Source organism: Pseudoduganella namucuonensis, assembly GCF_900116645.1.
Classification (GTDB): domain Bacteria; phylum Pseudomonadota; class Gammaproteobacteria; order Burkholderiales; family Burkholderiaceae_D; genus Rugamonas; species Rugamonas namucuonensis.
In genome coordinates this window covers 75812-89355 of the sequence record NZ_FPBO01000025.1, presented here as the reverse complement: position 1 = coordinate 89355, position 13544 = coordinate 75812, and the positions used below count along the sequence as shown (strand labels likewise).

At 69.8% G+C, this 13544-nt stretch carries 9 protein-coding genes; 4 read left to right on the top strand and 5 right to left on the bottom strand.

Translation table 11 applies throughout. The features are described 5' to 3' along the window. The first annotated feature begins 40 nt into the window (after positions 1–40). Together BM436_RS23410 and BM436_RS23405 are read left to right on the top strand one after the other, a co-directional pair. Positions 41–955 (top strand): LysR family transcriptional regulator, encoded by a 915-nt coding sequence (locus tag BM436_RS23410; protein ID WP_093557951.1) that lies wholly within the window; start codon positions 41–43, stop codon positions 953–955. Between the two features lie 33 nt (positions 956–988). After that, positions 989–1555: an NADPH-dependent FMN reductase gene (locus BM436_RS23405; RefSeq protein WP_093557950.1), complete on the top strand. Its 567-nt coding sequence runs from the start codon at positions 989–991 to the stop codon at positions 1553–1555. A 16-nt stretch (positions 1556–1571) separates the two neighbouring features. Here the strand turns inward: BM436_RS23405 and BM436_RS23400 are convergent, their stop codons facing one another. Continuing rightward, positions 1572–2285: a hypothetical protein gene (locus tag BM436_RS23400; protein ID WP_143133288.1), complete on the bottom strand. Its 714-nt coding sequence runs from the start codon at positions 2283–2285 to the stop codon at positions 1572–1574. Between the two features lie 181 nt (positions 2286–2466). Here BM436_RS23400 and BM436_RS23395 point away from each other — a divergent pair, with 181 nt between their 5' ends. Both BM436_RS23395 and BM436_RS23390 read left to right on the top strand, forming a co-directional pair. After that, positions 2467–4155 carry a M14 family zinc carboxypeptidase gene (locus tag BM436_RS23395; protein WP_093557948.1) on the top strand — a complete coding sequence of 563 codons (1689 nt, stop codon included), beginning with the start codon at positions 2467–2469 and terminating at the stop codon, positions 4153–4155. A 1-nt stretch (position 4156) separates the two neighbouring features. Continuing rightward, positions 4157–6316 carry an FUSC family protein gene (locus BM436_RS23390; protein ID WP_093557947.1) on the top strand — a complete coding sequence of 720 codons (2160 nt, stop codon included), beginning with the start codon at positions 4157–4159 and terminating at the stop codon, positions 6314–6316. Positions 6317–6471: 155 nt separating this feature from the next. On the opposite strand, the gene atzF is transcribed toward BM436_RS23390, so the two are convergent. From atzF to BM436_RS23370, 4 genes are read right to left on the bottom strand one after another with little or no spacing between them, the layout of a single operon-like run. After that, positions 6472–8271, bottom strand: a complete 1800-nt coding sequence (gene atzF / locus BM436_RS23385; protein ID WP_093557986.1) for an allophanate hydrolase — start codon at positions 8269–8271, stop codon at positions 6472–6474. A gap of 10 nt (positions 8272–8281) precedes the next feature. Beyond that, positions 8282–9193, bottom strand: coding sequence for a TorF family putative porin (locus BM436_RS23380; RefSeq protein WP_093557946.1), 912 nt, complete (start codon positions 9191–9193; stop codon positions 8282–8284). A gap of 41 nt (positions 9194–9234) precedes the next feature. Beyond that, positions 9235–12891, bottom strand: coding sequence for an urea carboxylase (gene uca, locus BM436_RS23375; protein ID WP_093557945.1), 3657 nt, complete (start codon positions 12889–12891; stop codon positions 9235–9237). Beyond that, positions 12888–13535: an urea amidolyase associated protein UAAP2 gene (locus tag BM436_RS23370; protein ID WP_093557944.1), complete on the bottom strand. Its 648-nt coding sequence runs from the start codon at positions 13533–13535 to the stop codon at positions 12888–12890. Before BM436_RS23370 ends, uca begins: the two co-directional genes overlap by 4 nt. Between the last annotated feature and the right edge of the window lie 9 nt (positions 13536–13544).

The window sequence follows — 13544 nt, the reverse complement described above, 5'->3', positions numbered from 1 at the left end:
GCATTAGAATTGACTGGAATTCGACAATCATTTTGCAAATATGCATAACCTCGACTGGGAAGACCTGCGCTACTTTTCCGCCATCTGCCGGGGCGGCAGCGTCTCGGCCGCCGCGCGCCGGCTCGGCGTGAACCATTCGACGGTGCTGCGCCGCGTCGACGGCCTGGAACGCGCGCTGGGCGTGCGGCTGTTCGAGCGCTTCCAGTCCGGCTATGTGATGACGGCGGCCGGCGAAGCGCTGAGGCAGGGCCTGGGCGGCGTGGAGGAGCGGATAGACGCGGCGCGGCGGGCCGTGGGCGGCCGCGACCAGTCGCTCAGCGGCGAGATCCGCGTCACCACCACGGACACGCTGGCGCGCGGCATGCTGATGCCCAGCCTGGCGCGCTTCCAGCAGCGGCATCCGGACGTGCGGCTGCAACTGGTGGTGAACAACTCCTTCCTCAACCTGAACCGGCGCGAGGCCGACGTGGCGCTGCGGCCCTCGAACGCGCCGCCGGAGACGCTGGTGGGCCGCCGCCTGGGCGCGCTCGGCAGCGCCATCTACGCCTCGCACGCCTACCTGAGGGCCGCCGCGAAACGCGGCGTCGCGGCCGACGACTGGCCGGCGCACGACTGGATAGGGCTGGACGACACGCTGGCCCATCTGGCGCAGAGCCGCTGGCTGGCCGCGGCGGTGCCGGCGCACCGCGTGACGACGCGCGTCGACAGCCTGCTGACGATGGTGGACGCGGCGCGCGAAGGCATGGGCATGGCGCCCCTGCTTTGCCTGCTGGCGGACCAGGAGCGCCGCCTGCGGCGCGTGGCGCCGCCCGATCCCTCGTTCGACGCCGCGCGGTTCGACACCGACGTTTGGCTGCTGACCCACCGCGACCTGAAGGACACCGCCCGCGTCAAGGCGCTCACGCTCTTCCTGTACGAGGATTTGCGCGCGTTTTTCCCGGTTGATGTACATTAAAGTTTGTTCCTTCAACAACAACCGGAGTATCCAATGTCTGCGAAAAAAATCGCCGTGCTGATCGGCAGCCTGCGCAAGGAGTCCCTGAACCGCAAATTCGCGCACGAACTCATCGCGCTGGCGCCCGCCACGCTGGAGTTCGAGGTGGTGGAGATCGGCGACCTGGCCCTGTACAACCAGGACCTGGACGACGCCGGCGCGCCGCCTGCCGCGTGGACCGCCTTCCGCGACAAGCTGGCCAGGGTGGACGGCGTGCTGTTCGTCACGCCCGAGTACAACCGCGCCATGCCGGCCTCCATCAAGAACGCGATCGACGTCGGTTCGCGCCCCTGGGGCAAGAGCATTTGGGACGGCAAGGCCGCCGGCGTGGTGACGGTGTCGCCGGGCGCGGTGGGCGGCTTCGGCGCCAACCACAACGTGCGCCAGTCGCTGGTGGCGCTGAACGTGGCCACCATGCCCGCGCCGGAAGCCTACATCGGCAGCGCCGAAAAACTGCTGGGCGAGGACGGCAAGGTCTCCAACGACCAGACCCGCCAGGTGCTGACCAAGTTCATCACCGCCTTCGCGGCCTGGGTCGGGAAGAACGCGCCGTCCGCGTAAGCGGGCAAAACGCCGCTCAGCGCGGCTTGGCGCCGGCGGCGCGCGCCGCCGGTATCCGGTAGGCCGCGTCCGGCGCCAGCGCCACCATGCGCATCACGCGGCTGCCGTCGCGCCGGGTCTCGACGGCGCCCAGCAGCGGCTCCCCGTCCCGGCGCACCACGGCCAGGTCCGCGCCGGGGAAGCGCTGGGGAATCGCGGCCAGGTCCACGTCGTCCGCGTCGCCGCCCGCGTACAGGCGGAGCGCGCCGTGGGCGCCGTCCGAGAAGTCCAGCATCACACCCAGCGATTGATCCTGCGCCGCGTCCTCCGGCGCCGCGTCGCCCAGCCAGGCGGCGGCGCGCGGTCCCGCGCCCGGCATCACGGTCAGCCGCACGCTGACGGCGCCGCGCCGCAACGCGTAGGCGCCCCACAGTCCCAGCACCTGCGCGCGGCGCACGCCCTGGCCGCGCAACTCGGCCGCGCAGGGACGGCCCGCCGCCACCACCACCGAGCGGTCCAGCGTCTGCCGCGCCAGCCAGGCCCGCTGCCGCTCGCCGCAGCCGCGCAGCAGCACCAGGTCCACCGGCGGCATGGACGCCGCGTCCCCGGACGGGTCGAGCAGCACGGTCATGGTCCTGAAGCGCACCAGCACCTGGCCGCCCTCCATCCGCACCGAATCCGGCGCCTCCTGGCCCGCCGCGACGCCGCCGGCCAGCGCCAGGCACACTCCAGCCAACCACGTTTTCCCCATGACCGCCTCCTGAATCGCTTGGAAAAGGCAGTGATAGCATGGGCCGGCGCGGCGCCCCATGAAGCGGATCAAGCCCCCGGCGGGACGCGGGGGAAAGTGCGCGGAATGATACAATCGTCCCCTTGATACCGCGCCTATCCGGCGCGCCTTCGACCGACAGACCCTCTGAGATCCAGACGCCATGCACCCAGAAACGCTCACGCCCTACGAGAAGGGCAACCGCAACCAGACCACCCTTTGGACCGAATGCATCGCCTTCTACGAGGAGCTGGCGCGCCGCTTCCCGCGGGTGCTGCGATTCGAGCGCATCGGCGTGTCCGACGGCGGCGTCCCCATCCACCAGGGCGTGGTGAGCGCGGACGGCGTGTTCGAGCGCGAGGCCATCAAGGGCGCCGGCCGCACGGTCTTCTTCAACAACAACGGCATCCACCCGGGCGAACCGGAAGGCATCGACGCCTGCATGGCCATGGTGCGCGACTTCTGCCACGACCCGGCCAAGCTGGCCGCGCTGGGCGAAACGGTGCTGCTGTTCATCCCGGTCTACAACGTGGACGGCTGCCTGAACCGCGCCAACACCTCGCGCGTGAACCAGGACGGCCCGGAGCGGTTCGGCTTCCGCGCCAACAGCCGCCACCTGGACCTGAACCGCGACTTCATCAAGTGCGACTCGCTGAACGCGCGCCTGTTCAACCAGCTGATCGCGGCCTGGGACCCGGACGTGATGGTGGACACCCACACCTCCAACGGCGCCGACTACAGCTACACGATGACGCTGATCCAGACCCAGGCCGACAAGCTGGGCAGCGGCCTCGGGCCCTTCCTGCGCGACACCATGCTGCCCGCGATCTACGCGGACATGGAGCGGCGCGGCTGGCCCACCTGCCCCTACGTGAATCCGCTGAAGGACAGCCCGGACGACGGCATCGTCGATTTCCTCGAAGTGCCGCGCTTCTCCACCGGCTTCGCGGCGCTGCACCACGTGATCGGTTTCATGCCCGAGACGCACATGCTGAAGCCCTTCGCGGACCGCTACGATTCCATGCGCGCGCTGGTGGAAAGCGTGCTGGCGTTCACGGTCGCCAACGGCGCCGCGATCAAGCGGCTGCGCGCAGAGGCGAAGGCCCAGGGCCGCGTCCGCGCCGAATGGCCCGTGAGCTGGGCCGTGGACATGGACCGGCCAGGCACCTTCCGCTTCAAGGGCTACGAGGCCAGGCGCCACCCCAGCGTGATCGGCAACTACACCCGCCTGTCCTACGACCGCGGCCAGCCCTGGGAACGCGACATCGCCTGGTACAACAACTTCGTCGCCGACGTCTCCGTGCGCGCGCCCAAGGCCTATGTGGTGCCGCAGCAGTGGCGCGAGGTGATCGAGCGCCTGGAATGGAACGGCGTGCGTATGACCCGCGTCGATAACGCCGCAACCATCGACGCCCAGTACTACCACATCGCCTCCGTGACCTCGCGCCCCACCGCCTACGAAGGCCATATGTTCCACGACGGCGTGGAGCTGGAGGCGCGCCGGGGCGTGTTCCAGCTGAACGCGGGCGACTACATCGTGTCCCTGGACCAGGACCGGGCGCGCTACGCCGTGGAGACGCTGGAACCGCTGGCGCACGACAGCTTCTTCCGCTGGGGTTTCTTCAACAGCGTGCTGGAAAAGAAGGAAGCCTTCTCCGACTACGTGTTCGAGGACCTGGCGCTGGACATGCTGGAGAGCGAACCGGAACTGAAGGCGAAGTTCGGGGCGTGGAAGCTGGCCAACCCTGCGCTGCTGTCCGACCAGGACGCCGTGCTGCACTTCATTTTCCACAACGGCGAACGCCACGCGGAGCCGGAATGGCGCCGCTACCCGGTCCTGTCGGTGTTCTGACTTGCACTACGCCCTCAACCCGCGCACCTTCTTCCATAGCCATTACTTCCACCTCGGCCTGCGCTTCGGCGCCGGCCTGGTGGGCGTGACGCTGATCGCCCTGCGATTCGCCGACATGGCCACCGCCATGACCGTCTGCATCGGCGCCCTGTGCACCGCGCTGATGGACATGCCCAGCCCCCTGCGCCACAAATTCAACGAGATGCTGGCCTCGGTGCTGCTGTGCACCGCCGTCACGCTCGTCATCAGCCTGTGCGGGCCGGTGCCGTGGCTGCTGATGGCCATGCTGGTGCTGGTCAGCTTCCTCGCCTGCATGATGGTGGTGTACGGGAAGAAGTCCATGCCGCTGCAGCTGGCCGCGCTGTTCATCATGACCATGTCGATGGAACACGTGATGACGGCGCGCGAGTCCCTCATCCACACCGGCCTGTTCCTGCTGGGCGGCGTGGCCTATCTCGCCTACGCGATGGCCATCGCCTGGCTGCTGCGCCACCGCATCAAGCAGCAGGTGCTGGCCGAGGCGCTGTTCGAGCTGGCGGCCTACATCGACATCAAGGCCGATTTCTACGACACGCGCCACAACCTCACCGAACAGTTCAACAAGCTGATACGCCACCAGGGCCAGTTGGCCGACCGCCAGCAGGCCTCGCGCGACCTGATACTGCGCAGCCACCAGAACCGCAAGGACGCGATCGTGGTGCAGATCCACGTCTGCATGCTGGACCTGTACGAACTGGTGCTGTCCACCCACACCGACTACGCCCTGCTGCGGACGCACTTCGCCGACTCGCCCGTGCTGCAAACGCTGCGCGCGCTGGCGTACAAGGCCGCGCGCGACATCGAGTCGGTCGGCTACGCGGTCACGCGCAAGCGGCCCTCCTTCCCCGCCATCGGCTACGAGGCGGAACTGGACGCGCTGGAGGGCCATATCCTCGCGCTGCGGGGGGAGATCGACACCGGCAAGCCGAAACAGGAGGCGCTGGCCGTGCTGCGCGCGCAGCGCAACAAGATCCGCGCCATCATCCGCATGGCGGGCGAACTGCACGTGGCCAGCCAGAATGAATACGAGGGCACGCCGTTCTGGGTGGACGCGGACATGCAGCCCTTCCTGTCGCAGCAGCGCTACGAGCTGCAATTGATGTTGTCGCACCTGCGCCCGGATTCGCCCGTGTTCCGCTTCGCGCTGCGGGTGGCGTTGGCGATCACCACGGGCCTGGTGGTGGCGAACACGCTGCCGTACGCGGCGCACAGCTACTGGATCGTGCTGACCATCGTGATCATCCTCAAGCCCAGCTTCAGCATGACCAAGCAGCGCCGCGCCGACCGCATCGTCGGCACCATCATCGGCTGCGTGATCACGGCGCTGATACTGCGCTTCCTGAACTACACGCCGGTGATCGTCGGCCTGCTGATCCTGTCCACCGTGGCCACGCCCACCTTCATCTACCTGCGCTACCGCTACGCGGCCATCTCGGTCAGCATCATGATCCTGCTGCAAATGCACCTGATGGCGCCCGGGAACGCGGACCTGATCACCGAGCGCCTGGTGGACACCTTCATCGGCGCGGCGGTGGCGACCGTGTTCAGCTTCGTGCTGCCGAACTGGGAATACCAGTCGCTGCCGCGGCTGATCCGGCAGGTGCTGGCCATGAACCTGCGTTACATGCAGTCCAGCTTCGAGCTGCTGCAGGGGAAATGCCGCAACGACTTCCGCTACCGCATCGACCGCAAGCGCCTGATGGACAGCCTCGCCGAGCTGAGCGGCGCGCTGGGGCGCATGCTCGACGAGCCGGCCAGCAAGCGGCGCGCGGCCGAGGACATCAACCTGTTCATCGTGCAGAACTACCTGCTGGTGGCGCACGTGGCGGCGCTGCGCGCCATCCTGCGCCGGCACGCGCGGGACATTCCGGCGGAGGCGGTCAACGCCATGCTGGCGCACAGCCACGGCCGGGTTTGCCGCACGCTGGCGCGCGCCCTGGCGCAGCACGGCGCGCAGCCCGGCGACGACATCGAATTGCCGGCCGAAGGCCCGGCGCCCGGCGAGACGGCCGTGCCCTGGACAGGCTGGCCCCTGGTCCAGCGCCGCATCCGCCTGCTGCAGGCGGACGCGGACAAGATCATCGTCCATAGCGTGGCCATCGTGCGCGATGTCCGCACCTGATAGCTCGGATGGCGAGCGGCGGACCGGCTCCGCCCTTTAAGCCGGGTCTCGCGGGTTGCGTCCGCGCGGGTGGCTCGCGATCATCAGCACCGCGCCGCGCAGCAGCTTCCATAGCGATTGCAGCATGCCGTTCCTGGTCATGACTGTTCTCCTTTTCAACGGGTGGCCAGATAGGCGCGCCAGCCGCCGTGTTGTGTGATGTCCTGCGCGCCCTCCAATGCCAGCGGTTCGCAGATGAAGCCTTTCACCCAGCTGCCGTCGGCCAGTTCCAGCGAGCCTATGCCCAGCGGCGCGGGGACCTCGGCCACCACGGCGCCAAACGCGCGCAACGGCAGCTCCCACACCTCCACTTCGATCGCGGCGCCCCGCTCCGCCACCCGCGCCAGGCCGGGCTTGGGGGGCGTGGTGCCGGGCAGCGCGTACAGGCGGTAGCACGACTGCGTGCGCGTGGAAGCGACCTTGCGGCCGCCGCGCTCCAGCAGCTGCCAGTTCAGCGGCTGGCCTTCCAGGTGGGCGCCCACGACCGCCAGCAGCACGCCCGGTTCCGACAGCGGCAGCGGCGATCCCGCGACCGGTGCGCCGGCCCCGGCGCTGCCCGACTCGGCGCCGGCCCACAGCGGCATCAGTTCCTGCGCCGCCGCGGCCAGCATGTGGTCCGCCCCCGCGCGGCCGATCAGCGTGACGCCGAACGGCAGGCCGTCGTCGCGTCCCGCGGCCGGCACCGCGATGGCCGCCATGTCGAAGAAGTTGACGAAGTTGGTGTAGTGCCCCAGCTCCGAATTGCGCAGCACGGGCTCGGCCCGCACCGCCGCGATCGTCGGCATGGTCGGCGCGGTGGGGACCAGCAGCAGGTCGCAAGTCCGCAGCCGCTCTTCCGCCGCGCGGCGCAGTTCGGCGAGGCGGTATTGGCCGTTGAAGGCGTCCGTAGCGCTGAACTTGTCCGCCTGGGCGATGATGCCGGCCACGGTGGGGTCCATCTCCGCGCGGCGCGCCTCGAAGAAGTCGCCGACGGCGGCGCGCCGCTCGGCGACCCAGGGCCCCTGATACAGCAGCAGCGCGGCTTCGCGGAACGGCGTGTAGTCGATGCGCTCGACCGTGCAGCCGGGATGGGCGGCCAGCCGTTCCAGACTCTCGGCGAACGCCCGTTCGGCGGCCGCGTCGCCGTAGAACTCCAGCTGGGCGGGCACCGCGACGCGGTAGCCGCGCCGCCGCACGCCGGCCATCGGCACCTTGCGCGAATAAGGCTCCGCGGCGTCATAGCCCGCCGCCGCGCGCGTGACCGCCCACGCGTCCGCCACGGTGGCGGCGAAGACGGAAACGCAATCGAGCGTGCGGCAGGCCGGCACCACGCCGCGCGTGCTGAGCAGGCCGGGCGTGGGCTTGAGGCCCACGATGTTGTTCAGGCCCGCCGGCACGCGGCCCGAGCCCGCCGTGTCGGTCCCCAGCGAAAAGCTCACCAGGCCCAGCGCCACCGCCACGGCGGAACCGGCGCTTGAGCCGCCGGACACGTGTTCCGGATGGCGCGCGTTGCGCACCGCGCCGTAGGGCGAGCGCGTGCCCACCAGGCCGGTCGCGAACTGGTCCAGGTTGGTCTTCCCGACCAGCAGCGCCCCCGCCGCCAGCAGCTTCTCCACCACGGTGGCGGAGGCTTCGGGCGTGTAGGCGAAGGCGGGACAGGCAGCGGTGGTGGGCATGCCCGCCACGTCGATATTGTCCTTCACCGCGAACGGCACGCCGAACAGCGGCAGGCGCTCCAGCGCCGCCGCGCCCTCCCCGGCCAGCAGCCGGTCCAGCGCGCGCGCCTGCTCGAGCAGGCGCTGCCCCGGAACGCGCGAAATCCATACCTCGTCGCGGCCCGCGTCCGCCACGCGCGCCAGCACCCGCTCGACGCACTCGCTGGGCAGCAGCGTGCCCGCTTCGTACTGGCGGCGTAATCCTTCTATCGTGAGATCCATGTCCATCCCCTTATATGCCGTAGCTCAGCGTGGCGAGCAGCTGGTTCTTCTGTTCAACGCCGTAGCGGTTCTTGCCGCCCAGGATGGCCTGCACGCCCCACGTCAGGCCCGTCGCGCCGATCGGCCGCGTGACGCCGATGATCAGGTGGCGGAAGGCCCCCGACACGGGACGGCCGCCCGCCAGGCAGCCGTTGGTGAAGAAGCTTTCGCCGGCGGCGCAATTGACGCCCATGGCGGTGTCGCGCGTGCCCAGGTATTTGCCCTCCTTGCCGTAGCTGTAGTAGCCCAGCGAGGCGGTCAGCGCCAGCTCGTACGGCAGCGGCTTGCTGAAGTTCAGCGTCCAGTAGGTGTCGCCGCTGTTACCCCACACCACGTCCTCCAGCAGCGTTTGCGCGGCCAGCGTGAAGGCGTCGTAGCTCAGCGCCAGCTTGGTCTCGATGGCGTCGGCGTGCTTGCCGTTGATGTAGACGTAGCCGGTCGCGCCGACGGTGTAGCCGATGTCGCCGGCCTTGCCGTTATAGCCGCCATACAGGTCGTTCTCGACCGATTTCGCGGACTGGAAGCTGGCGACGCTGCGGTCGGAGTAGGACTGGCCCAGGCGGCGGTAGGAGTAGTTGACGGTGGAGCCGAAGTAGCCCAGGTAGTAGCCGGACGGGTGGCTCCAGTCCGCGCCCCACTGCAGGGCGGCGCGGTCCGACTCCGGCGCGTCCGCCCCCGCGTTGCCCAGCGGCGCGCCCGGCCCGTAGGTCGAGGTGATGCCGCGCAGGACGTAGCGGCTCACCAGGTCCACGTGGGCGGTGAGCGCGGGCGCGGCGGCCTCCTCGGCCAGCGCTGCGCCGGTGTGCAGGCCGGCGCATACGGCGAGGGCCGCGGCGGCGAGGGCGATATGACTCGGGTTCAGTTTAGGGCTGCGATGCGGCATGGCTTGCTCCTTGAGTGGGTGTGCGGTGTGTTGGTATGCGTTCATGGCTGGTCGGCCTCCACGAAAATGGCCACGTGCTGTCCGGCTTCCACCGGCTTTCCTTCGCTGACCAGCCAGGAACTGAGCACGCCGGCGGCGGGCGCGCGCAGCGGGATTTCCATCTTCATCGATTCCAGGATGGCGACCAGGTCGCCCTCGGCCAGCGTGTCGCCGGGCTGCGCGACAACCTTCCACACGCTGCCCGGCACCACGGCGGACATGTAGCGGCTGCCCCGCGGCAGCTCGGCCACGGCGTCGGCCGAGGCCACCGCCTCGCCCACGTAGTCGGCCGGCGCGCTGCCCCAGCGTTCGCGTTCGGCCTCGAAGGCGGCCTGCTGCTTTTGCTTGAACGCCGAGATGGACGGCCGCTCGGCGGCCAGGAAGCGCCGGTAGTCGGCCAGCGAGAACGTGGTTTCCTCGATGCGGATGTCGAAGCGCCCCAGCGGGAAGTCGCGGCGGTGCTCCAGCAGCTGCGCCTCGCTCACCTCGTGGAAGCGGATCTGGTCGAAGAAGCGCAGCAGCCACGGTTTGCCGTCGCGGAAGCTGGCGGTCTGGCGGTAGCGGTTCCACATTTGCACCGTGCGGCCGACGAACTGGTAGCCGCCCGGCCCTTCCATGCCGTACACGCACAGGTAGGCGCCGCCAATGCCGACCGCGTTCTCCGGGGTCCAGGTGCGGGCCGGGTTGTACTTGGTCGTCACCAGGCGGTGGCGCGGATCGACCGGCGTGGCGACCGGCGCGCCGAGGTACACGTCGCCCAGGCCCAGCACCATGTAGCTGGCGTTGAACAGCACGTCGTACACCTCCTGCACGCTGTCCAGGCCATTGATGCGGCGGATGAATTCGATGTTGCTGGGGCACCAGGGCGCGTCCGGACGCACCGTGGTCTGGTACTTCTGGATCGCGAGGCGGGTTTGCTCGTCGTTCCAGGCCAGCGGCAGGTGCACGATGCGGGACGGCACGACCATCTCGTCCACCGGCGGCTGCTGGGCGAGCAAGGCGTCGATCCGCTCGATCAGCCGCGCGGCCGGCAGGCGGCGGTGGTCGAAGTGGACTTGCAGCGAGCGGATGCCGGGGGTGAGGTCGATCACGCCCGGCAGGCGCGCGGCCTCGATGGCCAGCATCAGCGCGTGGACGCGGAAGCGCAGCTCGATGTCGAGCACCATGTCGCCGAATTCGGCCAGCAGATAGTCGTCGCCGGCGCGGCGGTACAGCACGGGCGTGCCGTCCGGGCACGTGGCGCGGCCGGCGACCGCGGGCGCGGCCTCGCCCGCGGCGGTCTTCGGCGGCGCGAATACGGGGGCCAAGGCCGCTTCGGCTTCGGCTTCGGCGGCGGGATCATCGAACACCGCCTCCATCGCGCCGCGCATCGCGGCGGCCTGCTCCACCGTCACGCGGATGAAGCGCACGGTGTCGCCGGGTTTCAACTGGCCCATCTTCCACAGGTCGGCCGACACGATCACGGCCGGGCAGACGAAGCCGCCCAGGCTGGGGCCGTCCGGGCCGAGGATCACGGGCATGTCGCCGGTGAAGTCGACCGAGCCGATGGCGTAGGCGTTGTCGTGGATGTTGGACGGGTGCAGGCCCGCCTCGCCGCCGTCCGTGCGCGCCCAGCGCGGCTTGGGGCCGACCAGGCGCACGCCGGTGCGGCTGGAGTTGAAGTGCACCTGCCAGTCGGTGCCGAAGAACATGGCGATGTCGTCGTCGGTGAAGAAGTCCGGCGCGCCGTGGGGGCCGTAGTGGACGGCGATTTCCCAGGCGTGGCTGTACGCGGGAACCGCCGCCGACAGCGCCGCGGGAATGGCGGCGGCTGGCGCGTGCGGCGCCCGCGCCGCACGCAGCTTCAGCACATCGCCGCCGCGCAGCGCCCGGCCGCCATGGCCGCCGAACTGGCCCAGCGTGAAGGTGGCGCGGCTGCCCAGGTATTCCGGCGTGTCGATGCCGCCCGCGAAGGCGACGTAGCCGCGCAGGCCCGCGCCGTCGATGGCGCCGAAGCGCAGCGTTTCGCCCGCCTTCACCGGGTGCGCCCGCCAGCTGGCCAGGCGGCGCTTGCCGTCCGGCCCGGACAGGGTGGCGTTCATGTCGGCGCCGGCCAGCGCGACCACGCTGTCGCAGTTGAACGCCAGCGTCGCGCCCTGCAGCGTCATCTCCAGCGTGGCGGCGTCGTCGCCGTTGCCCAGCAAGCGGTTGGCGTAGCGGTGCGCGTAGGAGTCCATCGGACCGGACGGCGGAATGCCGACCGCCCACAGGCCGAGGCGGCCCGGGTAGTCCTGCACCGTGGTCTGGATGCCGCCCTCCAGCACTTCCACCGTGCGCGGATGGTAGGGCATGCCCGCCAGCATGCGCGTGATCTGCTTGCCCTCGGTGAACGCCGGATAGGCGAGGATGGTGCCGAGGTAGCCCAGGTTGGTTTCGATGCCGTCGATGCGCGTGTCCAGCAAGGCCGACGACAGCGCGGCGATGGACTCGCCGCGCGTGGCGGTGTGCACGATCAGCTTGGCCAGCAGGGGATCGTAGAACGGGCTCACGGTGACGCCACGCTCGATCCACGTGTCCACGCGCAGGCCGGGCGCGAAGGCCGCCTGCGTCAGCACGCCGGACGAGGGCTGGAAGTTCTTGTTCGGATCCTCCGCGTACACGCGCAGCTGCATCGCGTGGCCGCTGCTTCGCAGGCTGTCCTGCGGCGGCAGCTCGAAGCCCGGCATGGCCGCGCGTATCATCCACTCCACCAGGTCGACGCCGAACACCGCTTCCGTCACGCCGTGCTCCACCTGCAGGCGCGTGTTCACCTCCAGGAAGTAGAAGGCGCCGCTGTCGGCGTCCAGCACGTACTCCACCGTGCCGGCGGACAGGTAGGAGATGGCGCTCGCCAGCCGCACCGCCGTCGAGGCCAGGGCCGCGCGCGTGGCGTCGTCCAGTCCCGGCGCCGGCGTCTCCTCGATCACCTTCTGGTTGCGGCGCTGCACCGAGCAATCGCGCTCGCCCAGCGACACCACGTTGCCGCGCCCGTCGCCGAAGATCTGCACCTCCACGTGGCGCGCGTTCTCCACGAACTTTTCCAGGTAGATGCCGCTGTTCTTGAAGTTGTTCTCGGACAGGTGCAGCACCGACGCGTACGCCGCCTCCAGCTCGGCCGCGTCGCGGCACAGGCGCATGCCGATGCCGCCGCCGCCGGCGGTGCTCTTCAACATCACCGGATAGCCGATGCGCTCGGCCTGCGCCAGCGCGTCCCGCGCGTCGTCCAGCAGGCCGGTGCCGGGCAGCAGCGGCACGTCCGCCCGCTGCGCCAGCGCGCGCGCCGTGTGCTTCAGGCCGAACTCGCGCATCTGGTGCGGCGTGGGGCCGATGAAACGGATGCCGGCCTCCGCGCAGGCCTCGGCGAACGCCGCGTTCTCGCTCAGGAAGCCATAGCCCGGATGGATGGCCTGCGCGCCGGTGGCGCGCGCCGCCTCCAGCACCCGCTCCGTGGCCAGGTAGCTGGCCGACGCCGCGGCCGGTCCCACGCACACCGCCTCGTCGGCGAGGCGCACGTGCAGCGACTCCACGTCCGCCTCGGAGTAGATCGCCACCGTGCGTATGCCCATGCCGCGCGCGGTGCGGATGATGCGGCAGGCGATCTCGCCGCGGTTGGCGATCAGTATCTTGTTCAGCTTTGTCATTGTTCGTCCCAGATCACGAAGCGCACGGGCGTGGGGTTGTAGGCGTTGCACGGGTTGTTCAGCTGCGGGCAGTTCGAGACCAGCACCAGCACGTCCATCTCGGCGCGCAGCTCCACGTACTTGCCGGGCGCGGACAGGCCGTCCTCGAAACTCAGTCCGCCCTCAGGCGTCACCGGCACGTTCATGAAGAAGTTCACATTGGCCGCGATGTCGCGCTTGCCCATGCCGATGTCGGCGTGCGCCAGCGCCAGCAGGTAGTTGTCGCGGCAGCTGTGCATGAACTTCTTCTGCGCGGCGTAGCGCACCGTGTTGCTCTCGGCGGCGCAGGCGCCGCCCAGCGTGTCGTGCCGGCCGCAGGTGTCGGCCACGATGCTCAGCATGGCGCGGCCGCGGTTCGAGTACAGCACCGAACCGGTGCTCAGGTAGATGCCGCCCTGGCGCTGCAGGGTGTCCGTCACGCTGTAGCTCTCGGCGGTGTCGGCGGCGTTGTAGAAGATGGTGTCGACCGCCTGGTTGCCTTCCAGGTCGACGATGCGCAGCACCTGGCCGCGCTTCACCTTGTGCAGCCATGGTTCGCCGGCCGGCAGGTAGTGGTCCAGGACGGCGCTGGCGGAATCGCGGGGGCTTTCGAGCAGTGTGGTCATGCCGGTCTC